19 protein-coding genes are annotated in these 23709 nt (G+C 37.1%); 17 read left to right on the top strand and 2 right to left on the bottom strand.

Annotation, left to right across the window (positions count from 1 at the left end; translation table 11 throughout):
• Positions 1-92: 92 nt before the first annotated feature.
• On the top strand, positions 93-1385 hold the full coding sequence (spoIVB, locus tag BC6307_RS14645) for a SpoIVB peptidase (protein WP_094366141.1): 1293 nt from the start codon (positions 93-95) through the stop codon (positions 1383-1385).
• Between the two features lie 264 nt (positions 1386-1649).
• Entirely contained in the window at positions 1650-2438 is a 789-nt protein-coding gene (gene spo0A, locus BC6307_RS14640) for a sporulation transcription factor Spo0A (protein WP_066412973.1), read from the top strand.
• Between the two features lie 123 nt (positions 2439-2561).
• On the opposite strand, the gene BC6307_RS14635 is transcribed toward spo0A, so the two are convergent.
• Positions 2562-2711 (bottom strand): YycC family protein, encoded by a 150-nt coding sequence (locus BC6307_RS14635; protein ID WP_084380230.1) that lies wholly within the window; start codon positions 2709-2711, stop codon positions 2562-2564.
• An 86-nt stretch (positions 2712-2797) separates the two neighbouring features.
• Here BC6307_RS14635 and BC6307_RS14630 point away from each other — a divergent pair, with 86 nt between their 5' ends.
• Positions 2798-3541: a glycerophosphodiester phosphodiesterase gene (locus BC6307_RS14630; protein ID WP_066412977.1), complete on the top strand. Its 744-nt coding sequence runs from the start codon at positions 2798-2800 to the stop codon at positions 3539-3541.
• Between the two features lie 197 nt (positions 3542-3738).
• Here the strand turns inward: BC6307_RS14630 and BC6307_RS14625 are convergent, their stop codons facing one another.
• Positions 3739-3975 carry a DUF2627 domain-containing protein gene (locus BC6307_RS14625; RefSeq protein ID WP_066412980.1) on the bottom strand — a complete coding sequence of 79 codons (237 nt, stop codon included), beginning with the start codon at positions 3973-3975 and terminating at the stop codon, positions 3739-3741.
• Between the two features lie 184 nt (positions 3976-4159).
• On the opposite strand from BC6307_RS14625, the gene BC6307_RS14620 reads away from it, so the two are divergent.
• From BC6307_RS14620 to pepF, 14 genes are all read left to right on the top strand, one after another.
• Positions 4160-6214: a sigma-54 interaction domain-containing protein gene (locus BC6307_RS14620; RefSeq protein WP_066412982.1), complete on the top strand. Its 2055-nt coding sequence runs from the start codon at positions 4160-4162 to the stop codon at positions 6212-6214.
• Positions 6215-6349: 135 nt separating this feature from the next.
• Entirely contained in the window at positions 6350-7246 is an 897-nt protein-coding gene (yqiS, locus tag BC6307_RS14615) for a phosphate butyryltransferase (protein WP_066412984.1), read from the top strand.
• A 28-nt stretch (positions 7247-7274) separates the two neighbouring features.
• A complete protein-coding gene (gene bcd / locus BC6307_RS14610) occupies positions 7275-8372 on the top strand; it encodes a branched-chain amino acid dehydrogenase (protein ID WP_066412985.1) in 1098 nt (365 codons plus the stop codon).
• A 65-nt stretch (positions 8373-8437) separates the two neighbouring features.
• Entirely contained in the window at positions 8438-9547 is a 1110-nt protein-coding gene (buk, locus tag BC6307_RS14605) for a butyrate kinase (protein ID WP_066412986.1), read from the top strand.
• A 15-nt stretch (positions 9548-9562) separates the two neighbouring features.
• Positions 9563-10984 (top strand): dihydrolipoyl dehydrogenase, encoded by a 1422-nt coding sequence (lpdA, locus tag BC6307_RS14600; RefSeq protein ID WP_066412988.1) that lies wholly within the window; start codon positions 9563-9565, stop codon positions 10982-10984.
• Between the two features lie 54 nt (positions 10985-11038).
• Positions 11039-12031, top strand: coding sequence for a thiamine pyrophosphate-dependent dehydrogenase E1 component subunit alpha (locus BC6307_RS14595; protein WP_066412990.1), 993 nt, complete (start codon positions 11039-11041; stop codon positions 12029-12031).
• A 12-nt stretch (positions 12032-12043) separates the two neighbouring features.
• Positions 12044-13027, top strand: coding sequence for an alpha-ketoacid dehydrogenase subunit beta (locus tag BC6307_RS14590; RefSeq protein ID WP_066412992.1), 984 nt, complete (start codon positions 12044-12046; stop codon positions 13025-13027).
• A gap of 73 nt (positions 13028-13100) precedes the next feature.
• Positions 13101-14432 carry a dihydrolipoamide acetyltransferase family protein gene (locus BC6307_RS14585; RefSeq protein ID WP_066412994.1) on the top strand — a complete coding sequence of 444 codons (1332 nt, stop codon included), beginning with the start codon at positions 13101-13103 and terminating at the stop codon, positions 14430-14432.
• 526 nt (positions 14433-14958) lie between these two features.
• Positions 14959-15882, top strand: a complete 924-nt coding sequence (locus tag BC6307_RS14580; RefSeq protein WP_066412997.1) for a nuclease-related domain-containing protein — start codon at positions 14959-14961, stop codon at positions 15880-15882.
• Positions 15883-16002: 120 nt separating this feature from the next.
• The gene (locus BC6307_RS14575; protein ID WP_066412998.1) at positions 16003-17787 is read left to right on the top strand and encodes a methylmalonyl-CoA mutase family protein; all 1785 of its coding nucleotides are present in this window, start codon (positions 16003-16005) and stop codon (positions 17785-17787) included.
• A gap of 37 nt (positions 17788-17824) precedes the next feature.
• Positions 17825-19948 (top strand): methylmalonyl-CoA mutase, encoded by a 2124-nt coding sequence (gene scpA / locus BC6307_RS14570; RefSeq protein WP_235858069.1) that lies wholly within the window; start codon positions 17825-17827, stop codon positions 19946-19948.
• Positions 19938-20954, top strand: a complete 1017-nt coding sequence (gene meaB / locus BC6307_RS14565) for a methylmalonyl Co-A mutase-associated GTPase MeaB (protein WP_066413005.1) — start codon at positions 19938-19940, stop codon at positions 20952-20954. Before scpA ends, meaB begins: the two co-directional genes overlap by 11 nt.
• A gap of 233 nt (positions 20955-21187) precedes the next feature.
• Entirely contained in the window at positions 21188-21625 is a 438-nt protein-coding gene (locus BC6307_RS14560; RefSeq protein ID WP_066413006.1) for a BrxA/BrxB family bacilliredoxin, read from the top strand.
• A gap of 166 nt (positions 21626-21791) precedes the next feature.
• On the top strand, positions 21792-23660 hold the full coding sequence (gene pepF, locus BC6307_RS14555; protein ID WP_066413008.1) for an oligoendopeptidase F: 1869 nt from the start codon (positions 21792-21794) through the stop codon (positions 23658-23660).
• Positions 23661-23709: the final 49 nt, after the last annotated feature.

Below are 23709 nucleotides of genomic sequence, written 5' to 3'. Positions count from 1 at the left end.
TCATAAAGTTAGTTATAAATGTAGGGTAGAAGAGGCAATATTAGTAATGTAGCCATGAAAGGTGTGGGTTAGGAGCGAGGAGAGTGAAACAGTTGAAAAAAGATATAACGAGAAAAATGATAGGCGCATTTCTCCTTGTTTCCATCATGGTGTTATGTGTGTTCCAACCATTTAAAGAGTATGTTCAAATCCCTACAAAAATAACCGTCTTCGAAGGACAAGGGATAACTTTTCCAGCAACATTACCAGTTCAAGCAAAAGTAGGTGGGACAGACACATCAGTCGATGTCTCACATAACGATGGAGTGGTAGCAGTTAGTGGAAGAAAAACTGGCCAAGGAAAAGTATTGTTAGAAATGGCTGGATTTCCAATTAAACAAATGAATGTTGATGTAATCCCGGAATATAAAGTTTATCCTGGAGGTCAATCAATAGGTGTAAAACTAAATACAGTTGGCGTGCTAGTGGTTGGTCACCACTTAGTAGACACAGTTGACGGTAAGCATTCTCCTGGGGAAATTGCAGGAATTCAAGTTGGAGACATTATTACGAAGATTAATGGCAAAACCGTTGAACAAATGAGTGATGTTGCTCCTTTTGTCCAAGAGGCAGGAAAAAAAGGTGAGTCTCTGCAAATAGAAATTGCAAGGGAGCAAGAAACAATTGAAACAGAATTAACACCGTTAAAAGATAAAGATGAAGATTCATACCGAATAGGATTATATATTAGGGATTCAGCTGCTGGAATTGGAACGATGACATTTTACGATCCAAAAACAATGAGATATGGAGCTCTAGGGCATGTTATTTCTGATATGGATACGAAGAAACCAATTGTCGTTCAAGATGGACAAATTGTTCGTTCGACTGTTACGTCGATAGAAAAAGGAAGTAACGGTGTACCAGGTGAAAAACTCGCGAGATTTTCAAATGATCGAGAAGCAATTGGAGATATTACAAGGAATAGTCCATTTGGTATATTTGGCAAATTACACAAAGATATTCAAAATGGAAAAATGGACGAAGCTTTACCTATTGCGTTACCGCATGAAGTAAAGGAAGGTCCAGCAAAAATATTAACAGTTGTTGATGAAGATAAAGTTGAAGAGTTTGATGTGGAAGTTGTAAGCAAAATAGAACAAAAGTTTCCAGCGACAAAAGGGATGGTAATAAAAATAACAGATCCTAAACTTTTGGAAAAAACCGGGGGAATTGTTCAAGGGATGAGTGGTAGTCCAATAATTCAAGATGGAAAAATAATTGGAGCAGTTACTCATGTATTTGTTAATGACCCAACAAGCGGATACGGAGTTCATATTGAATGGATGTTAAATGAAGCTGGGATTGATATTTACAATACAGAGGATGAGGAAAAAGCGAGCTGAAAACTGCTCGTTTTTTCTTTTATTATTGATTAAATTAATGTATGATGAACATAATATAAAGATTTTTCGACAAAGTTGTTGCTATCATTGTGTCAAATATCGTAATTAGTCGAAAATAGCAGATAACTGAAGAAAAAACGAGATTTACTATAAAAATTACGATTTTTTTTAAAAATAAGAGGAAATGCTGTTGCGTTGTCGAAATGAATATGTAGAATAGAAATAGATGACAAATATGTTTATGGAACTGAGGAGGAAATTTGTTTGATGAAAACTAAAGTTTGTGTAGTAGATGATAATCGAGAATTAGTTGGGTTGCTTGAAGATTACATTTCAGCTCAGGAAGATATGGAAGTTGTTGGTACTGCTAGTAACGGTCAAGAGTGTTTACAGCTTCTTGAGAAAAGTAACCCAGACGTACTTATATTAGATATTATTATGCCACATTTAGATGGTTTAGCTGTCTTAGAAAGAATGAGAGCATTAAATCTAACTAAACAACCGAATGTTATTATGTTAACTGCCTTCGGTCAAGAAGATGTGACAAAAAAAGCTGTTGAGTTAGGCGCATCTTATTTTATATTAAAACCGTTTGATATGGAACATTTAGTAAGTAATATTCGTCAAGTTAGTGGTAAAGCTGCACCAATCATCAAGAGTTCACACCAAACATTCGTACGTCATTCAGAGCCGAAAACGAAAAATTTAGATGCTAGTATTACTAGTATTATTCATGAAATTGGAGTTCCGGCACATATAAAAGGATATTTATATTTACGAGAAGCAATTTCTATGGTATATAACGATATTGAGCTTTTAGGCTCCATCACAAAAGTTTTATACCCTGATATCGCTAAAAAGTTTAACACTACTGCAAGCCGTGTGGAGCGTGCAATTCGTCATGCGATTGAAGTAGCCTGGAGCCGTGGCAACATAGATTCTATTTCCTCCTTATTCGGTTATACGGTTTCCATGTCTAAAGCTAAACCAACAAACTCAGAATTCATCGCAATGGTCGCTGATAAACTTCGCTTGGAGCATAAAGCTTCTTGAGAGGGTAAGGATAATAAAGAATAATTCAAACACCCTTCTTAAGTTGAAGGGTGTTTTTTGCATAGTAAAAAGACACCCATATTTAATGATGAATCTCACGTAATGGCTGTCTTGTGTATAACATTATTTACGATTACTTGCTTCTTCGCGTTCTATTTCAATAAGCTTTTGAATTAAAATATGTTGAGGTGTGTGCATCACTTGTTCTAATGGTACGTCTAATGCTTTTGCTAATTTTTGCGCTGTTTCTGCAGAGATTTGTAAAGGTCTCATTTTATCACCTCTTTCAACTAATTATAATATATTTGTACTAAAATATTCGGCAGATGGCAAATGATAAAGGGTGTAGGAGGATAAATATGGATACTAAAATTTTTGGTCATAGAGGAGCGGCTGGTACGCATCCAGAAAATACGATGATTAGTTTTCAACAAGCAAAAAAAGTAGGGGCAGATGGAATTGAACTGGATGTCCAATTGAGTTCAGATGGCGTTCCTGTTGTCATACATGATGAAAAAGTTGACCGAACAACAGACGGTTCTGGTTTTGTAAAAGATAAAAAGATGGAAGAATTAAAACAATTAAACGCAGTATTTAAATTTAAACAGTTTGATTTTTGTCCAATCCCAACATTACAGGAAGTTTTGGAGTGGGCAAGTCAGACGACTTTACTTATTAATATTGAATTAAAAAACAGTGTAATTGCTTATGAAGGACTAGAAGAAAAAGTAGTGGAACTAGTAAAGCTCTATAAAGTAGAAAAACAAACAATCTTTTCTAGTTTTAATCATTATAGTATTTCTAAACTACATCGGATAGCGCCTCACATTGAAAAAGCAATTCTATACTCTGAAGGGTTGTTTGAACCGTGGAATTATGCACATGTTGTAGGGGCGCAAAGTTTACACCCTAATAAAGGAGTTGCTACTAAAGCGATCGTTAAAGCTGCCGGAAGTAAAGGAATCCAGGTGCGTCCGTATACAGTGAATGATGAAAGAACGATGAAAAAGATGTTTGCCATGAATGTATCCGGCTTCTTCACGGATTATCCAGAAAAAGCGCTCCAAATTAGAGAAAAAATTGAGTCATGTCCACTTAAATAATTGTAATCGGCGTCTTCACATTTGTGAGGGCGCTTATTTTAATTATTTGTGACTTACCTTACGGAACGACTGGGGGGGTGATATGGTCAATGCAATAGGGAAATTTGTACTTAACTAATAAAATTTTTAAAATCCATATTGAGGTAACGAACAAAAAAAGTCCTAAAAGTCAGTTTCTACTGACTTTTAGGACAGCCTCATTTTTTCTGAAACCTATTTTGAACTTTATTTCGTTTTCGATCTCGGTAAAATATAAACCCAGCCACAAACCAAAGGCCAATTCCTAAAAACAAAAGACCGACAACGAACTGTAACAATAATGAAGGAATAGGAGCGTGCAAAACGCCGAAAATCATATCTCTCATTAATTTAATACCTAATACAGCTAACAATGCTGGCAACACTAAAATAGTTAATGCAATAATTCGTTGCATGAGCTCATAAAGCCTCACTTCCTATAAATGCTAGAATATCTGAAATAAGTATATCAGATATTCTGTTGCAAGGAATAGCAATAACATATATTATTAAAGTGTGCAAACATTTTCAATCAAATGAAAAAGGGTATGAAAAATTTTTCATGGTTTATATAAATTATGAGTTGATAAGGGGTCTGTTATGCAATCTGTATTAATTGTAGGCGCAGGTAAAGGCGGTTCTGCAATGCTAAGAATGCTTATGCATTCAGAAATGTTTTTAGTGAAAAGGATAGTTGACATTAGAGAAGATGCACCGGGATTAAAGTTTGCAACTACTTTGGGAATTGACACAGGAGTTAAGTGGCAAGATTATTTGTCTGATGATCTCGACATTATTATTGAAGCAACTGGCTCAGATGAAGTCTTTCAAGCAATTAGAGGTGCAAAGGGCAAGAAAACGGTGCTCGTTCCAGGAAGTGTTGCTTCTATATTTGCAAGATTAGTCGAAAAGCATGAAGCGTTAATTTCGAAACTTCAACAAGAGTCACATAAACGAGATTTAATCTTTAATAATTTACACGATGGGTTAATTGGAATTGATTCAGCGGGAATTATTAATTTTTATAATAAAAGTGCAGAAAAAATTGTTGGAGTTAGAAAAAAAGAAGCACTTCACAAACATATTTTGGAGACAATACCATCAAGTAGATTACCAAATGTATTACATAGTAAAAGGGTAGAAAAGAATAGCGAATTACTTCTGGAAAATGGAAAACGAGTAATTAGTACTAGAAGTCCAATCATCGATGAAGATGGAAATGTATTAGGAGCATTCTCGGTATTTAAAGATATTACGGAAGTAATGAATTTAGCGGAGGAAGTGACTAACTTAAAGGAAATCCAGTCTATGCTGGAATCCATTATTCAATCTTCAGATGATGCGATCTCGGTAGTTGATGAATTCGGTCGAGGATTAATGATCAACCGTGCATACTCTAGGCTCACAGGTTTGAAAGAAGAACAAGTTGTCGGCAAGCCAGCTACTGCCGATATTTCAGAAGGCGAAAGTATGCATATGAAAGTATTGGAAACGAGACGAGCTGTTCGTGGAGTGAAAATGAAAGTTGGTCCTTCTAAAAGAGAAGTAATTGTCAATGTTGCGCCAGTGATCGTGGACGGTAAGCTTAAAGGAAGTGTTGGGGTCATTCATGATGTTTCAGAAATACAAAACTTAACGAATGAATTAAACCGTGCTCGACAAATCATCCGAACCCTTGAAGCGAAATATTCATTTGATGATATTATCGGTTCTTCCGAAGAAATGCGATTGGCAGTAGAGCAAGCTAAATTAGGTGCAAGAACACCTGCTACTGTTTTGTTAAGGGGAGAATCTGGAACGGGTAAAGAACTGTTTGCTCACGCTATCCATAATGGAAGTGAACGAAAATATAATAAATTTATCCGTGTCAATTGTGCAGCAATATCTGAAACGTTGCTAGAAAGTGAATTATTCGGGTATGAAGAAGGTGCTTTTTCAGGTGCTAAACATGGAGGGAAAAAGGGTCTTTTTGAAGAAGCGAATAATGGTAGTATTTTTTTGGATGAAATTGGAGAATTATCTGCTAATACACAAGCAAAACTATTAAGGGTATTACAAGAAGGTGAAATAGTTCGTGTTGGAGGAACGAAACCGATTTCTATAAATGTCCGAGTTATTGCCGCAACGAACGTCAATTTAGAAAAAGGTATAGTGGAAGGTACTTTTCGGGAGGATTTGTATTATCGTTTAAATAGAATGCCCATTCATATCCCGTCTTTGAGAAAAAGAAAAGAGGATATACCTTCCCTTTGTAACCATTTAATTCAAAAAATTAATCAAGATTATGGTAGGACAATTGAAGGGTTAACCGAAGGTGCTATTACTTACTTAATGAAATATGATTGGCCAGGTAATGTAAGGGAATTGGAAAATATTTTAGGTCGTGCAATCATTTTTATGAATAATCATGAACTGTATATTGATTTATCTCACATTCCTGATTTAAACACGAAAAATGAAGAAGATATAAAAGAAGAAACAGAAATGTTCATCCCGGAAAACAGAAACTTAACGGAAATGTTAGAGAGTTATGAAGAGGGTATTATAAAAAAGACGTTAAGTAAAAATAACGGAAATAAAACAAAAACGGCGAAAGAACTTGGTGTTTCTATACGTAATTTATATTATAAAATGCAAAAATACGAAATTGAATAAAGTTGCATGCAATATTTTGCATATATTGCAAAGGAATGCACGGTCAAAAAATAAAAAATGAAGCGTTTTCAATATTTAAAAGTTGGCACGGTTCTTGCATTTATGAAAGTGTAAGCAAGAAAGGAAGGGTTGGAAGTGAAACTAGCACAATTAATCAACAAAGCAACCCAAATGACTCCTAAAGTGGTAGCTGTCGCTGCTGCAGAAGACTCGGAAGTAATGGTGGCAGTATCAGAAGCTGTAAAAAAAGGATTAGCCTCCTTCTTACTTTTTGGTGATGAAGAAAAGATAATGGAGTTATTGTCTGTTAATGGGTTAGCCGTAATGGAAGATAAGATAAAAGTAGTACAAGCAGCTAATGAAAAAGAAGCTGCAGCACTTGCTGTAAAGGCAGTGTCTAGTAAAGAAGCAGATGTCTTAATGAAAGGACATGTATCCACTGCAACTATTTTAAAAGAAGTATTAAATAAAGAATACGGTCTACGCACAGGTAATGTATTGTCACATGTTGCAGCATTTGAAGTGCCTGGCTATGATCAGTTAATTTTTGTTACGGATGCTGCAATGAATATTGAACCAACTATTGAGCAGAAAGTTCAAATTGTTAACAATTCAGTAAACTTCGCTCGTGCTGTAGGTGTAGAAGTGCCAAAAGTTGCACCCTTAGCCGCAGTTGAAGTAGTGAACCCAAGCATGCGAGCAACGGTTGATGCAGCACTGTTAACTCAAATGAATAAACGTGGACAAATAAAAAACTGTATTATTGATGGCCCTCTTGCTTTAGACAATGCTGTATCTCAGTTGGCTGCCGAACAAAAAGGGATAGCTGGTGAAGTAGCTGGTCATGCAGATATATTATTTGTACCAACAATTGAGGTCGGCAACGTCCTATATAAATCACTTATTTACTTTGCCAAAGCTAAGGTTGGAGCAGTTATTACAGGCGCAAAGGCACCGATTGTTTTAACGTCTCGTGCTGATTCAGCAGAGAGTAAATTAAATTCATTAGCTTTAGCTGTTAGCGCAGTTTAAACATATAAATTTGGGGAGGAATACTAACATGGAAATTTTCAAATATATGGAGAAATATGATTACGAACAACTAGTTATTTGCCAAGATAAAACTTCAGGTTTAAAAGCAATTATCGCTATTCACGACACAACATTAGGACCAGCTTTAGGTGGTACACGTATGTGGACTTATGAATCAGAAGAAGCTGCGATTGAAGATGCACTACGCTTAGCAAAAGGTATGACATATAAAAATGCTGCTGCAGGATTAAATCTTGGTGGTGGTAAAACAGTTATAATTGGAGACCCACGTAAAGATAAAAATGAAGAAATGTTCCGTGCTTTTGGTCGATACATTCAAGGCTTAAACGGACGTTATATTACAGCAGAAGATGTTGGTACTACAGTTGCAGATATGGATTTAATTTATGAGGAAACTAATTATGTTACTGGTGTATCACCTGCATTTGGTTCTTCTGGTAATCCTTCACCTGTAACGGCATACGGTGTATATCGTGGTATGAAAGCAGCTGCGAAAGAAGCGTTCGGTACTGATTCTTTAGAAGGAAAAGTAGTAGCTGTGCAAGGTATAGGAAACGTTGCATTTAACTTATGTCGTCATCTACATGAAGAAGGCGCACAATTAATCGTTACCGATATTAATAAAGAAGCTGTACAACGAGCTGTAGAACAATTTGGAGCAAAAGCTGTTGATCCAGCAGACATTTATAGCGTAGAATGCGATATTTATGCTCCATGTGCTCTTGGTGCAACTATTAATGATGAAACAATTCCACAAATTAAGGCAAAAGTTATTGCTGGAGCAGCGAATAACCAATTATTAGATACTCGTCACGGTGACATTATTCATGAAATGGGCATTGTTTATGCACCTGATTACGTAATTAACGCAGGTGGTGTTATTAACGTTGCAGATGAGCTTTATGGATATAACCGCGACCGTGCGATGAAAAAAGTAGAAACAATCTACAACAACATTGAGCGTGTAATTGAAATTGCTAAACGTGACAATATCCCAACATACCTAGCTGCAGATCGTCTGGCAGAAGAAAGAATTGAACGAGTGAGAAATTCTCGTAGTCAGTTCCTACAAAACGAAAAACATATTTTAAGTCATCGTAAATAATAAACAGAAAAGGATACGGAAAGAGGGTTAATCCTTCTTTCCGGTTTTTACTGGAGGTTTCAACTTTGAATGAAAAAGAATATCGAGTTCTCGTAATCAACCCAGGATCAACCTCAACAAAAATCGGTGTTTTCGATAATGAACGATCAATATTTGAAAAAACAATACGTCATGATAGCGATACTATCAATTCGTATGCAACAATCTTTGATCAATACGAATTTCGGAAATCAACTATTTTAGAGACGTTAGACGAGGAAGGTATTAACATTTCTAAATTAAGTGCTGTATGTGGTCGTGGTGGCTTATTACGCCCTATCGAAGGTGGCACATATGCGGTAAATGATGATATGCTAGAAGATTTAAAAGTTGGCTACTCAGGCCAACATGCTTCCAATCTTGGTGGTATTTTAGCTTATGAAATTGCAACAGGACTAAATATCCCTTCTTTTATTGTCGATCCGGTCGTTGTTGACGAATTATCGGATATCGCTAGAATTTCGGGCTTTTCTCTAATTGAACGTAAGAGTATTTTTCATGCATTAAATCAAAAAGCTGTTGCTCGCCGTGTTGCCAAAAATTTAGGGAAGAAATATGAAGAATTAAATTTAATTGTGACACATATGGGTGGCGGTATTACAGTAGGTGTTCATGAAAATGGTCGAGTAGTTGATGTGAACAACGGACTACACGGAGATGGACCTTTTAGCCCGGAGCGTGCAGGAACAGTTCCAGTTGGTGACCTTGTTTCTTTATGTTTCTCTGGTGAATATTATCGTGAAGAAATAATGAAAAAGCTCGTCGGACAAGGTGGCCTTGTCGGTTACTTAGGCACTAATGATGCTGTTCAAGTAGAAAAAATGATAGATCAAGGCGATGAAGATGCAGCTCTAGTTTACGATGCCATGGCATATCAAGTTGCCAAAGAAATCGGTTCTGCTAGCGCAGTACTGTCCGGGAAAGTCGATGCAATCATATTAACTGGTGGCTTAGCATACGGAAAAGGTTTCGTAAAACTAATTTCAGATCGAATTAGTTGGATTGCAGATGTCATTGTACATCCTGGTGAAAATGAGTTACAAGCTTTAACAGAAGGAGCTTTACGTGTACTTCGTGGTGAGGAAAAGGCAAAAGTTTACCCGGGCAATAATGTAAACAGCAAAGTAACTAACTAGAAAGGAGAAATATATATGGCTCAAGAATACGATTTAGTCATTCTAGGAGGAGGAACTGGTGGTTACGTAGCTGCTATACGTGCTTCTCAATTAGGGTTAAAAACAGCAGTAGTTGAAAAAGGAAAGCTAGGGGGAACTTGTTTACATGCAGGTTGTATTCCTAGTAAAGCATTGTTAAGAAGTGCTGAAGTGTTTTCTCAAACGAAAAAAAGTGAGGAATTCGGCGTTATTTCTGGAGAAGTAAAATTAGACTTTTTAAAAGTACAAGAACGCAAACAAAAAATTATAAACCAACTTCATGGTGGAGTTCAACACTTAATGAAACAAGGGAAGATTGATGTGTTTCACGGAACTGGGCGCATTTTAGGACCATCGATTTTTTCTCCGATGCCTGGAACAATATCTGTTGAGTTTGAAAATGGTGACGAAAACGAAATGTTAATCCCCAAAAATGTAATCGTCGCAACAGGTTCGAGACCACGCACATTACCTGGATTGGATATTGATGGCGACCTTGTGATGACTTCAGATGAAGCGCTTCAAATGGAGAGTTTACCTAGCTCCATCATTATTGTTGGTGGAGGAGTAATCGGCATTGAATGGGCATCTATGCTTTCTGACTTTGGTGTAGAAGTTACCGTTTTAGAATATGCAGATAGAATTTTACCGACAGAAGATAAAGAGATTTCTAAAGAAGCACAACGACTAATGAAAAAGCGCGGAATTAAGCTAGTAACAGGTGCAAAAGTTTTACCTGAAACGATGGAAAAAGCTTCGGGAGTTACTATTAAAGCAGAGCATAAAGGGGAACAAAAAACGTTTTCCGCTGATAAAATGCTTGTATCAGTTGGACGTCAAGCTAACGTAGAAGGTATTGGTCTTGAAAATACTGATATACAAGTAGAAAAAGGCTTTATTAAAACAAATGATTACTATCAAACAAAAGAATCTCATATTTATGCAATTGGTGACGTAATCGGCGGTCTTCAATTAGCGCATGTTGCTTCTCACGAAGGAATTGTTGCAGTTGAACATCTTGCTAATGAAAACCCTTCTCCAATTGACTATTCGTTAATTTCTAAATGTGTATACAGCAGTCCAGAAGTTGCAAGTGTCGGTTACACTGAGGAAGAAGCAAAAGAAAAAGGCTATAACATTAAAACAGGTAAGTTTAGCTTCCGAGCAATTGGTAAGGCTTTAGTATATGGAGAGTCTGACGGATTTGTAAAAATTATTGCTAATAGTGATACAGATGATATTTTAGGTGTTCATATGATAGGACCGCATGTAACAGATATGATATCTGAAGCTGGTTTAGCACGTGTATTAGATGCAACACCTTGGGAAGTTGCCCACACTATTCATCCACATCCTTCATTATCAGAAGCAATTGGGGAAGCTGCACTAGCAGTTGATGGTAAAGCAATTCATTCATAAGAATAATAGAAGGGGTATCAAACCCTTCCCTACATATTAAGGAGGTAATAAATAATGGCTGAAAATCGACATAAAGCATTAGGTTTAACGGATGAAAACGTAATGGAAATGTATGAAACGATGCTACTTGCTCGCCGAATTGATGAGCGTATGTGGTTATTAAATCGTGCAGGTAAAATACCTTTCGTCATCTCTTGTCAAGGTCAAGAAGCAGCACAAGTAGGAGCAGCTTTTGCTTTAGACCGTGAAAAAGACTACGTTCTTCCATATTATCGCGACATGGGGGTTGTTTTAACATTTGGAATGACAGCAACGGAATTAATGCTATCAGGATTCGCAAAAGCAGAAGATCCGAACTCTGGTGGACGTCAAATGCCGGGTCATTTCGGTCAAAAGAAAAATCGGATCGTAACAGGTTCATCACCAGTTACAACACAAGTGCCTCATGCAGTTGGTGTAGCACTTGGTGGCCGTCTTGAAGGAAAAGATTTAGTAACATTTGTGACATTCGGTGAAGGTTCCTCTAACCAAGGAGATTTCCATGAGGGTGCTAACTATGCAGCAGTTCATAAGTTGCCAGTTATTTTTATGTGTGAAAACAACAAATATGCAATCTCCGTACCGTATGAAAAGCAAGTAGCATGTGAAAAGATCTCTGATCGTGCAATCGGCTATGGAATGCCAGGTGTAACTGTAGACGGTAATGATCCATTAGAAGTTTATAAAGTAGTAAAAGAAGCAGCAGACCGAGGTCGTCGTGGTGAAGGTCCTACATTAGTAGAAACTATTTCTTATCGTTTAACACCTCACTCTAGTGATGATGATGATCGTGCATACCGTGAGCGTGGCGAAGTAGAAGAAGCGAAAACGAAAGATCCAATTATTCTTTTTGCAAATTACTTAAAAGAAGTTGGCGTGTTAACAGAAGAGAAAGAGAAAGCACTTAACGATAAGATTGCGCAAGTCGTTAATGAAGCTACAGAATACGCAGAAAATGCTCCATATGCAGAGCCTGAGTATGCATTAAAGCACGTATATGCTGAGTAAGGAGGAAAAATCATGGCAGTTATTTCTTATATAGATGCGGTCACAATGGCCATTCGTGAAGAAATGGAACGCGATTCAAAAGTATTCGTACTTGGGGAAGATGTAGGTCTAAAAGGTGGAGTTTTCAAAGCAACTCAAGGGTTATATGATCAGTTTGGTGAAGACCGTGTGATTGATACACCACTTGCAGAATCTGCAATCGCAGGTGTAGCTATTGGTGCAGCAATGTATGGTATGCGTCCAATTGCTGAAATGCAATTCGCTGACTTTATTATGCCAGCAGTAAACCAAATAATATCAGAGGCGGCTCGTATCCGTTACCGTTCTAACAATGATTGGAGTTGTCCGCTAGTAGTTCGTGCTCCTTACGGTGGAGGAGTTCACGGTGCGCTTTACCATTCACAATCAGTAGAAGCAGTTTTTGCTAATCAACCAGGATTAAAGATTGTAATGCCATCTACTCCTTATGACGCAAAAGGTTTATTAAAAGCAGCTATCCGTGATGAAGACCCAGTTCTTTTCTTCGAACATAAACGTGCGTATCGTTTAATTAAAGGTGAAGTGCCTACAGATGATTACGTATTACCAATCGGTAAAGCAGACGTTAAACGTGAAGGGGAAGACATTACTGTTATTACGTACGGACTATGTGTTCATTTTGCTCTACAAGCAGCAGAACGCTTAGCGCAAGACGGAATTTCCGCACACATCCTTGATTTACGTACAGTTTACCCGTTAGATAAAGAAGCTATCGTAGAAGCAGCTTCTAAAACTGGTAAAGTGTTATTACTAACAGAAGATAATAAAGAAGGAAGCATTATGAGTGAAGTATCAGCAATTATAGCTGAAAATTGCTTATTCGATCTCGATGCACCGATTATGCGTCTTGCAGGTCCGGATGTCCCAGCAATGCCTTATGCTCCAACTATGGAAAAATACTTTATGGTTAACCCAGACAAAGTAGAAAAAGCTATGCGCGAGCTAGCGGAATTTTAATAATAGAATTATATGATGGAGGTGGTCTTTTATTTGAGGAGACCCCTTCTAAATGAACGAGGAGGTATTCACCTTGGCTATTGAAAAAATAACGATGCCGCAACTTGGAGAAAGTGTTACAGAAGGAACCATTAGCCGCTGGCTTGTTAAAGTCGGTGATACAGTAAATAAATACGACCCTCTTGCAGAGGTTATGACTGATAAAGTAAACGCAGAAATTCCATCATCTTTCTCTGGAAAAATTACAGAGCTTGTAGCAGAAGATGGCGATACTTTAGCAGTAGGTGAAATTATTTGTTATATAGAAACAGAAGGTGGAGCTGCTGGCGGAGGGGGAACTTCTAAACAAGAAGCCCCAGCAAATGCGGCTTCAACAAATGAAGAAGCTACGGCACCTACAACTAATGATGAGGATCAGCCGAACAAACGTCGTTATTCACCAGCTGTTTTACGTCTAGCTCAAGAAAATAACATTGATTTAGAGCAAGTAAGTGGTACTGGAGCAGGCGGCCGTATTACTAGAAAAGACATATTAAAAGTGATTGAGTCTGGCAACATTCCAACTGCAGACAGTAAACCAGCTACATCTGTTACAGAAGAAAAACCTGCAGCAGTAAGTAGCCAACCAGCTGCATCAGTTTCTGCACCAGCCACAGCTCAAGCACCAAAAGCGGCCGCACCAGTTAATGTGCCAGTAGAAGCAGGGGATATCGAAATCCCGGTTACAGGTGTTCGTAAAGCAATCGCTGCAAACATGCTTCGCAGTAAACACGAAGCTCCACATGCATGGACGATGATTGAAGTGGATGCGACTAATTTAGTAGACTACCGCAACTCTGTGAAAAACGAATTTAAGCAAATAGAAGGCTTCAACCTGACATTCTTTGCTTTCTTCGTAAAAGCAGTTGCCCAAGCATTAAAAGAATACCCGCAAATTAACTCTATGTGGGCTGGTGACAAAATCGTTCAAAAGAAAGATATTAATATTTCTATCGCTGTTGCAACGGACGACGCACTATATGTGCCAGTTATTCGTAACGCTGATGAGAAAACAATTAAAGGAATTGCTCGTGAAATTACAGAACTTGCTGCGAAGGTACGCTCTGGAAAGTTAACATCTGCTGAAATGCAAGGTGGAACATTCACTGTGAACAACACTGGTTCATTCGGTTCTGTTCAATCAATGGGTATCATCAACTACCCACAAGCAGCAATCCTTCAAGTAGAGTCAATTGTAAAACGTCCAGTTGTAATGGACAATGGGATGATCGCAGTTCGTGACATGGTAAACCTATGTATGTCTCTAGACCACCGCGTTTTAGACGGCTTAGTTTGCGGCCGCTTCTTAGCTCGTGTGAAAGAAATTATCGAAAAAATGTCTCGTGAGAATACATCGATTTATTAATTTATATAGAACCCTCGGCTTTTTGCCGGGGGTTGTTTATTTTATGTTCAATTGGTGTACTTTTTAAAGCACAAAAATAACCATACAAAATTAAAGATTGCCAGTTATATTACATAAAAAGACTTAGAGAATTAACATCTCTAAGCCTTAATTTATTATAACTCCTGCTCAAGTGGTTCAACACGGCCCCCAAGTGATGCAACGCCGCTCAAAAGTCAGCAACGAAAACCACGTGGTGCAACGAAACGAAAAACTGGTGCAACCTTGCCAAGTTTTGGTGCAACACCGCCGCAAACTGGTGCAACCATCGGTCAAAAGTCAGCAACAAAATCAACGTGGTGCAACGAAACGAAAAACTGGTGCAACCTCATCCAAGTTATGGTGCAACACCACCGCAAAATGGTGCAACCATCGGTCAAAAGTCAGCAACCTCCCAAAAAATTCAACAAAATACTATATCTTTAAGAAGGAATTTTCGTAAAGATATAGAAATTATATTTTTGATTAAATTTGAAGGAGGAATGTCATGCCGATAATTAAGCCACGTAAAAAACCAATTTTAATTCGTAAATATGAAGCGTTATTAGCTAGAATTCACGGACGCCATCCGAAGCGAAACTTTATTGAAAGTGATTATAGAAAATATAACGCTGGCTATTTAGGGGAGCTCGCAACAGACTATCAACTGGGATTTATTGATGAAAAAAAGTTCTACATTTTACAAGATTTAAAACTTACGATCAATAATCATAAAGTCCAAATGGATACGTTATTACTTACAAAAAAATGTATTATTCTTATTGAAACAAAAAACCTAAATGTTCATTTAATATTTGAAGAAAATAAAATGACAAGAAATTTAAATGATAAAATTGAAGGATTCGTAAACCCACTATTGCAAGTACAAAGACAGGAATATAGAATGAAACAATGGTTTCAACAAAATTATTTAAGGCTCCTACCAATCTACTCATTAATAGTCATTTCAAACCCCAATACGTTTTTTGATACTTCTAAGCTCCCATCCCATCTCTCGGATAAAGTAATAGGAATTGATGCACTCCCTTGGAAAATTGAGAGTATAGAAAAGAATATAAAGAACACTTTATTAAATGAAGCAGATGTCAGGTCGTATTCAAAAAAACTGCTTCTTGCCCATACTCCAGATGACACAAATCTACTTGAAAAATATGACTTCCTTCCAGATGAAGTTCAAAAGGGAGTACGTTGTCCAAAGTGTAATAGGTTACCGCTACCTAAGGTGAAGAATACTTGGGCTTGCCCTAATAATTGTGATAACGAAAAAAAGTCATTCATATATACTTCTTTAAAAGATTACGCATTATTGTTTAAAAATAAGTTAACGAATCAGAAATGTAGAGAGTTTTTGTTAATTCCTTCTAGAAATACGATGACCCGCATCCTCCACTCCTTACCCAAGCAAAGGTAATACCACTCAATATTTCCTGCCAATAGAAGATTAGAACAGAAAAAGTTGTTACTATTCTACAACTATATTAAAATTGAAGTATGAAAGCGTTAACTATCTGTATTTACGAGGGGGATGGCAATGGATCAGCTTCACAATATGAAGGAAATTAAATTTCCAAATGGAACATATAAAGACTGGGAAGAAAAAGTGGCAGCTACGTTAAAAGGTAAAACAGTCGAGTCGCTTTTCAGTAGTACGTATGAAGGAATTAAGAGAAAACCTTTGTATACAGAACAGGATATAAAAGGAGCTTCTAATTATTTTCCAAAAGGTGCCAGCAATGACTGGTTCGTTAGTCAAAAATTACCATCTGGACTTTCGTTATCGCAATTAAACGATATTTTACAAACTGAATTCAAGGTTGGACTTGAAGCAGTGCATTTCGAAACGAAAGAAGTACATATTGGTGCACTTGAAGACTTGCATACTTTATTACACTCCATTAACCTCACTGAAACACCATTACATGTTTATACAGGGGTAAATGTATCGGATTTCTATAATCTACTGAAAGAATATTTACATACACAGCAAGTAAATTTACAAACTATAACCGGATACATCGGGATGGATCCAATCGGTGAATTTGCACAAACAGGTGAGTTGCAATTATCGGAAGCTACGTATAGTAGTGTAGCAAATACTATAAAGGAAGTCCCTAATGTAAGAACAATTTGGGTTCGTTCAGAACCTTACCATGAAGCAGGTGCAAATGCTGTTCAAGAATTGGCAGCAACGATGGCTACCGCAGTGGAATACTTAACACAATTAATTGAGCGAGGGCTCAGTATAGACGAAGCGGCAAATACGTTTGTTTTTTCCTACAACGTTGGAAGTGACTTGTTTATGGAGTTAGCCAAAGTTCGCGCTGCAAAAGTAATGTGGGCTACAATCATTCAACAATTTGGTGGTTCAACACAAGCTCAACAAATGACTATTCACGCGACGACATCATCGATCAATAAATCTATACTAGATGAACATGTGAATATGCTTCGTACGACAACCGAAGCGTTCTCCGCGGTAGTAGCAGGAGTGAATAGTTTAAATATTGGAAGTTACTCTAGTAAAGAAAATACTTTTTCTAGAAGAATTGCACGTAACACACATTATGTGCTGAAAGATGAATCATTTTTAAATAAAGTAATTGATCCTGCGGCTGGTTCCTATTATATAGAAACTTTAACAGAGGAGCTTGCCCAAAATGCATGGGGTTACTTTCAAAAGATAGAAAAGCAGGGTGGCATTATATCTGCTTTAACATCAAATACTTTACAGCAAGATATTCAACAAGTGGCCATAAAAAGAGTAAATGATATTAAAAATAGAAAGAAAAAAATGGTCGGTGTTAACATGTATCCGAACTTAAAAGATACCTTAGTACCGAGTGAAACAAAAGGTAATTTACGAAAACTTCGTATTGCAGAAGCGTTTGAAAATTTGAGGCTTCAAGCAAGCGAGTTTAAACAAAACACTAGTCAAGAGCCAACAATTACGTTATTAAATATTGGAAAATTAAAAGAACATAAGCCACGCACTGACTTTGCTACTAGCTTTTTCCAAGTTGGAGGACTTCAAGTTCAACAAAGTCCTAGCTTAGAAACTATTGAAACTATAAATGAATGGGTTTCTACTGAATGGAAAGGGAAAACAGTTTGCATATGTGGAACAGATATAGCTTATGAAGAAAATTTACAACATATTGTCCAATTTCTAAAAGAAGTGAGTCAAGACTGTTTTGTTATCGTAGCTGGAAAGACAAAGATAGATGGGGTAGATGAAACGATTCATTTACATTCGAATTGTTACGACCAACTTATGACGATCCAAACTGTGTTAGGGGTGAATAAAGGTGAGGCCTGATTTTTCAAAAGTAAAATTGAATATACAACCATCATCAATGGACCAAGAAGTTAGCTATGAAGATATCTTTTTCGAAACGAACGAGCAAATAAAAATTAAATCTCAGTACACTGAGGCTGACATTGATAATAAAGAACATTTACATACATTTCCCGGTGTAGCCCCGTATGTTCGTGGACCTTATCCAACGATGTATGTTAACCGTCCATGGACGATACGCCAATATGCAGGCTTTTCGACTGCGGAAGAAAGTAACGCATTTTATCGTCGAAATTTAGAAGCAGGTCAAAAGGGATTGTCAGTTGCATTCGACCTAGCAACACATAGAGGCTATGATTCAGATCATCCACGTGTTGTTGGAGATGTGGGGAAAGCTGGGGTAGCTATAGATTCTATTTTAGATATGAAAATATTGTTTGATGGCATTCCATTGGATCAAATGTCTGTTTCAATGACGATGAACGGTGCCGTATTACCGATTATGGCGTTTTATATAGTGACTGCTGAAGAACAAGGTGTTTCAAAAGAACAATTAGCTGGTACTATCCAAAACGATATTTTAAAAGAATATATGGTTCGTAATACGTACATTTATCCACCAGATATGTCGATGCGTATTATTGGAGATATATTTGCTTACACGTCTCAACATATGCCAAAGTTTAATAGCATAAGTATTTCCGGTTACCACATGCAAGAAGCGGGTGCACCGGCAGATATCGAGCTTGCCTATACACTTGCTGACGGACTGGAATATGTGCGTACAGGTGTGAAATCAGGTATTCATATTGATGCGTTTGCTCCAAGATTATCTTTCTTTTGGGCAATCGGAATGAATTTTTTCATGGAAGTTGCAAAAATGAGGGCGGCACGTTTCCTTTGGGCGAAAATGATGAAAACTTTTAACCCGAAAAATGAAAAGTCACTCGCATTAAGAACGCACTCGCAAACTTCTGGTTGGAGTTTAACAGAGCAAGATCCGTTTAATAACGTAACGAGAACTTGTATGGAAGCTTTAGCGGCTGCGAACGGCCATACACAATCACTTCACACGAATGCGTTAGATGAAGCCATTGCATTACCGACTGATTTTTCCGCACGTATTGCAAGAAATACGCAGCTTTATCTTCAGGATGAAACTGAAATTACAAAGGTTATCGATCCGTGGGCGGGTTCGCACTATGTGGAGACATTAACGAGTGAATTAATTGAAAAAGCTTGGGCGCATATTGAAGAAATTGAACAGCTTGGTGGTATGGCAAAGGCAATTGAAACAGGATTACCGAAAATGAAAATTGAAGAAGCGGCGGCAAGACGTCAGGCAAAGATTGATTCTGGGAAGGAAGCAATTATTGGCGTAAATAAATTTCGATTAGAAAAAGAAGATACGAACATAGAGATTTTAGATATAAATAACGAGGAAGTTTTACAAAAGCAAGTCGAACGACTAAACCAACTACGATCCAATCGTGATGAACAAAAAGTGAAACAATCATTAGAAGCATTAACATTAAGTGCACAATCTGGTGAAGGAAATTTATTGGAACTTGCAATTGAAGCGGCGAGAGCTCGAGCGAGTTTAGGAGAAATTTCTGATGCAATTGAAAAAGTGTCAGGGAGACATCGAGCAGTTATTCGATCTGTTAGTGGTGTGTATGCTTCTGAATTTACGAATGAGGAAGAAATGAATCGTGTTCGTGAGAAAATAGAACAATTTTACGAGTTAGAAGGAAGAAGACCTCGTATTATGATTGCGAAGATGGGGCAAGATGGCCATGACCGTGGAGCAAAAGTTGTTGCTACTGGCTATAGTGATCTTGGTTTTGATGTAGATATTGGTCCACTTTTTCAAACTCCAGAGGAAACAGCATTGCAAGCAGTTGAAAACGACGTGCATGTTGTCGGAATAAGCTCACTAGCTGCTGGGCATAAAACGTTATTACCTAAGTTAGTAGAACAATTAAAAAAGCATGGTCGAGAAGATATTATCGTTATTATTGGTGGGGTTATCCCTTATAAAGATTATCCGTATCTTTATGAGCATGGTGCAAGTGCAATATTTGGACCGGGAACGGTAATACCGACTGCTGCTGAAATTATTATTGATAAAATATATGAGCGTCTCGGTTACGAGGAAGTTGATGTAGAAGATGAACAATAAGAAAAAATTAATTCGAACAAAAGAGGAGAACGTGGAGCAGCTTTATAAGCAGCTGCTTCATGGAAACCGAGCCGCCTTAGCAAAAGCTATTACGTTAGTAGAAAGTAATGCAGAACGACATTTTACTCAAAGTCAACACATACTCCAAAACGTAATAGACCGGACTGGTAATTCTATTCGAATCGGAATTAGTGGTGTTCCAGGGGCAGGGAAAAGTACATTTATAGAAGCTTTTGGTCTATATTTATGTTCGATTGGAAAGAAAGTAGCAGTCCTCGCGGTTGATCCATCTAGCTCGAAAAGTGGTGGAAGTATATTAGGGGATAAGACGAGGATGGAAGAGCTTGCAAAACATCCGCAAGCTTTTATCCGACCTTCTCCTTCAGGCGGTACGTTAGGTGGAGTGAATAGAAAAACTCGAGAAAGTATTCTTTTATGTGAAGCAGCTGGCTATGACGTTATTCTTGTAGAAACGGTCGGTGTTGGGCAAAGTGAAGGAATTGTTCGAGATATGGTCGACTTTTTTTTATTACTTGTATTAACGGGTGCTGGTGATGAGCTTCAAGGAATGAAAAAAGGAATAATGGAGCTAATTGATTTAATATTAGTCAATAAAGCAGATGGAGAAAACTTACGTAATGCAAATCGGACTGCCCGAGAATATAATCAAATCTTACACTTTTTACAACCTGCAACACCAGGATGGCAAACGAAAGCGAAAACATGTTCAGCTATAAACGGTACAGGAATTATGGAAGCGTGGGAAGTAATTACTCAATTTGCGCAGAATACGAAAGACTCTGATCAATTTGAAAAAAGACGAAGTGAGCAAAAGCAACAATGGTTTTTTGCATCGTTAAAAGATGAGCTCGAACGAAGATTTTTTCAACATTCTACGATCAAAACACAACTTCCAATTGTAAAGAAAAAATTAGATCAAGAAAACATGCCTGTATCAACAGCAGTGAAAGAGTTGTTAGACCAATATGATAGAAGAGAAGAGTAAGCTGGAGTAATGGTGCTTTTTTCTATTTTTCAAAATTATTGCTATACCTCGAACACTTAAAAAAAATAGGAAAGTGCACGAAACACTTTCCTTCATCTAGGGAGTATAGGGGTATGGATATCTAGATGTATTAATAATATACCCGGTTATTTTTAAATTAAACATCTTTTTTATTTTAAAATTCATAGTAAATTGGTATGATAATAGAAGGAAGAAAAAGAGGTGAAAACAACATGAGTATGGATTTTAATTTTTTAATGAGTGATGTTGTACGTCAAGCAAGAGAAGAAATGGATCATGCAGGATACGAGCATCTTCGTACTCCTGAAGAAGTAGAAGAAGCGTTTAACCGAAAAGGAGTTACGCTTGTAATGGTAAACTCTGTGTGCGGATGTGCAGGTGGTATTGCAAGGCCAGCAGCAACACATGCTATTCACGCAGATAAACGTCCAAATCACTTAGTAACAGTGTTTGCTGGCCAAGATAAAGAAGCGACAGAAAAAGCACGTGAGTTTTTTGAAGGCTATCCGCCATCTTCACCATCTTTTGCTCTATTAAAAGATGGAAAAATTTTAACGATGGTTGAACGTCATGAAATTGAAGGACATGCGCCAATGTCTGTCATAAACAAATTACAAGGATACTTTGATCAATATTGTGAAGAAGTATAAGTTGAAAAATGCAGTGGGAATTTCTCCACTGCATTTTTTTCGTTTTCGTTAAGGAAATTATATAAATTCCGCCACTACGTTTTGTCCTTCCTCAAAATTTCACTTGAATAGAAAATCGTGGAAAACAAACAATAATAAGGTGAATATTTTGGAGGGGATGTTTAGTATGAAGTATGTAAAAAGTATGATACCGATGATTATGTGTCTTGTTCTCTTATTTCAAGTGCCATTTGTCTCCGCAAATGAATGGACAAGGGATCAGGCAGAAGATAAGTATAAGTGGGATTTAGCTTCAATATACAAGGATGAAAAAGAATGGCGAAAAGATTTAAAACTGGCAGAAAAATTGGCAAACAAATTTGCAAAGGAAGAAAAGCCGATAGAATCAGCAAAGCAGTTACAAAAGTTATTGGAACAATATTTTACTATTAACCAAATATTTGAGAAAGCTTACGTGTATTCGAAATTATTATTTGATGTTGATATGGGAAATCCGTATGCAATGGAGTTATCAAACGAAATAGAAAAGATGACGGTTACAATCGTCCAACAAACAAACTGGTTCACGAATGCGATACAAGATATTGATAAAAAGAGCTGGAAAAGCATTGTCACTCATAAAGATTTAGAAGAATATCGATATTTTTTAGAGCAAGTGTACAATGGAAAAGAACATGCTCTTCCAAAGGAATCGGAAGAAGTTTTAATTGAGGCGATGCCATTTTTACATGCATCCAATGAGATTTTCACTATGATATCAAAAGATTTACAGCTTCCTAATATTCGAGTAAACGAACAAGAGTATACACTAACTCCGCAAACGTATAGTGTGTATATGACAAGTAATGACCGGAGTTTAAGAAAGGCTGCTTTTGAAACATACTATGAAACACTTTCTCAATACGAAGATAGCTTTGCATCGATTCTTGCCAACATTATAAAAGCAAACAATTTTTTTGCAAAGACGAAAAAGTATAATAGTGCACTACAAGCAAGTTTAGAATCAAAGGAAATTGAACCAAAAGTTTACGAAAAGCTAATTAAAACAGTTGATCAACATTTACCGTTATTTCATCGTTACTTAAAATTAAAACAACAATTTTTACAGCTAGATAATATGGAGCTATATGATTTGGCCGCACCTTCACCTATAAAGGAAGAAAAAGAAATTTCATATGAAGAAGCACAACAAATTGTCTTAAAGGGACTAGCTCCATTAGGAAATGATTATACAAATATAGTGGAAAAAGGATTGAAAGAAAGATGGGTAGACGTATATCCAAACAAAGGGAAAGCGACCGGTGCGTATCAATTAGGGGCTTTTGCAATCCATCCATTTATATTGTTAAATTATCAAGGATTACAACATGACGTTATGACGTTAGCGCATGAATTTGGTCACGCTGCTCATTCGTATTTTTCCAACGAAAACCAACCGTATCAAGATGCGCAATATGTTACGTTCACAGCAGAAGTGGCCTCTACATTAAACGAACATTTATTACACCAGCAATTTATCGAAAATGCAAAAACAAAGGAAGAAAAACTATTAGCTCTTTATAAATATTTAGAAGATTTTAGAGTTACTTTGTTTAGACAAACGCAATTTGCGGAATTTGAAAAAGCAGTTCACGAGGCAGGGCAAAACGGAGAGGCGTTACATGCAGATAAAATTAAAGAAATTTACCTTAATATTGTAAATAAACATTTTGGCAAGGTGATGGATATTGATGATAAAATCGCGATGGAATGGGCAAGAGTACCTCATTTCTTCCATTCCAGCTTTTATACGTATCAATATGCGACTAGTTTCGCGGCTTCAGCAGCATTAGCGGAACAGCTAAAAGAAGAGAATGGAGAGGCACAAAAAAGAATAATCGATAAATTGTTATCAAGTGGTGGTAGTAAGCCACCGATTCAAATTTTAAAAGAAACAGGAGTAGACATGAGTAACCCTAAGCCAATCAAGCAAACAATGAGAAGATTTGAACAGCTATTAGATGAATTTGAGCAGTTGTTAACGGAAACTAATTAATAGTTTCCGTTCCTCCTTCTCTTTTAAGTTACAAAATATAATTTCTTCC

This window comes from Sutcliffiella cohnii, assembly GCF_002250055.1.
Classification (GTDB): Bacteria; Bacillota; Bacilli; order Bacillales; family Bacillaceae_I; genus Sutcliffiella; species Sutcliffiella cohnii.
The sequence above is the reverse complement of the archived record's forward strand: the minus strand, read 5'-3'. Positions and strand labels throughout refer to the sequence as shown.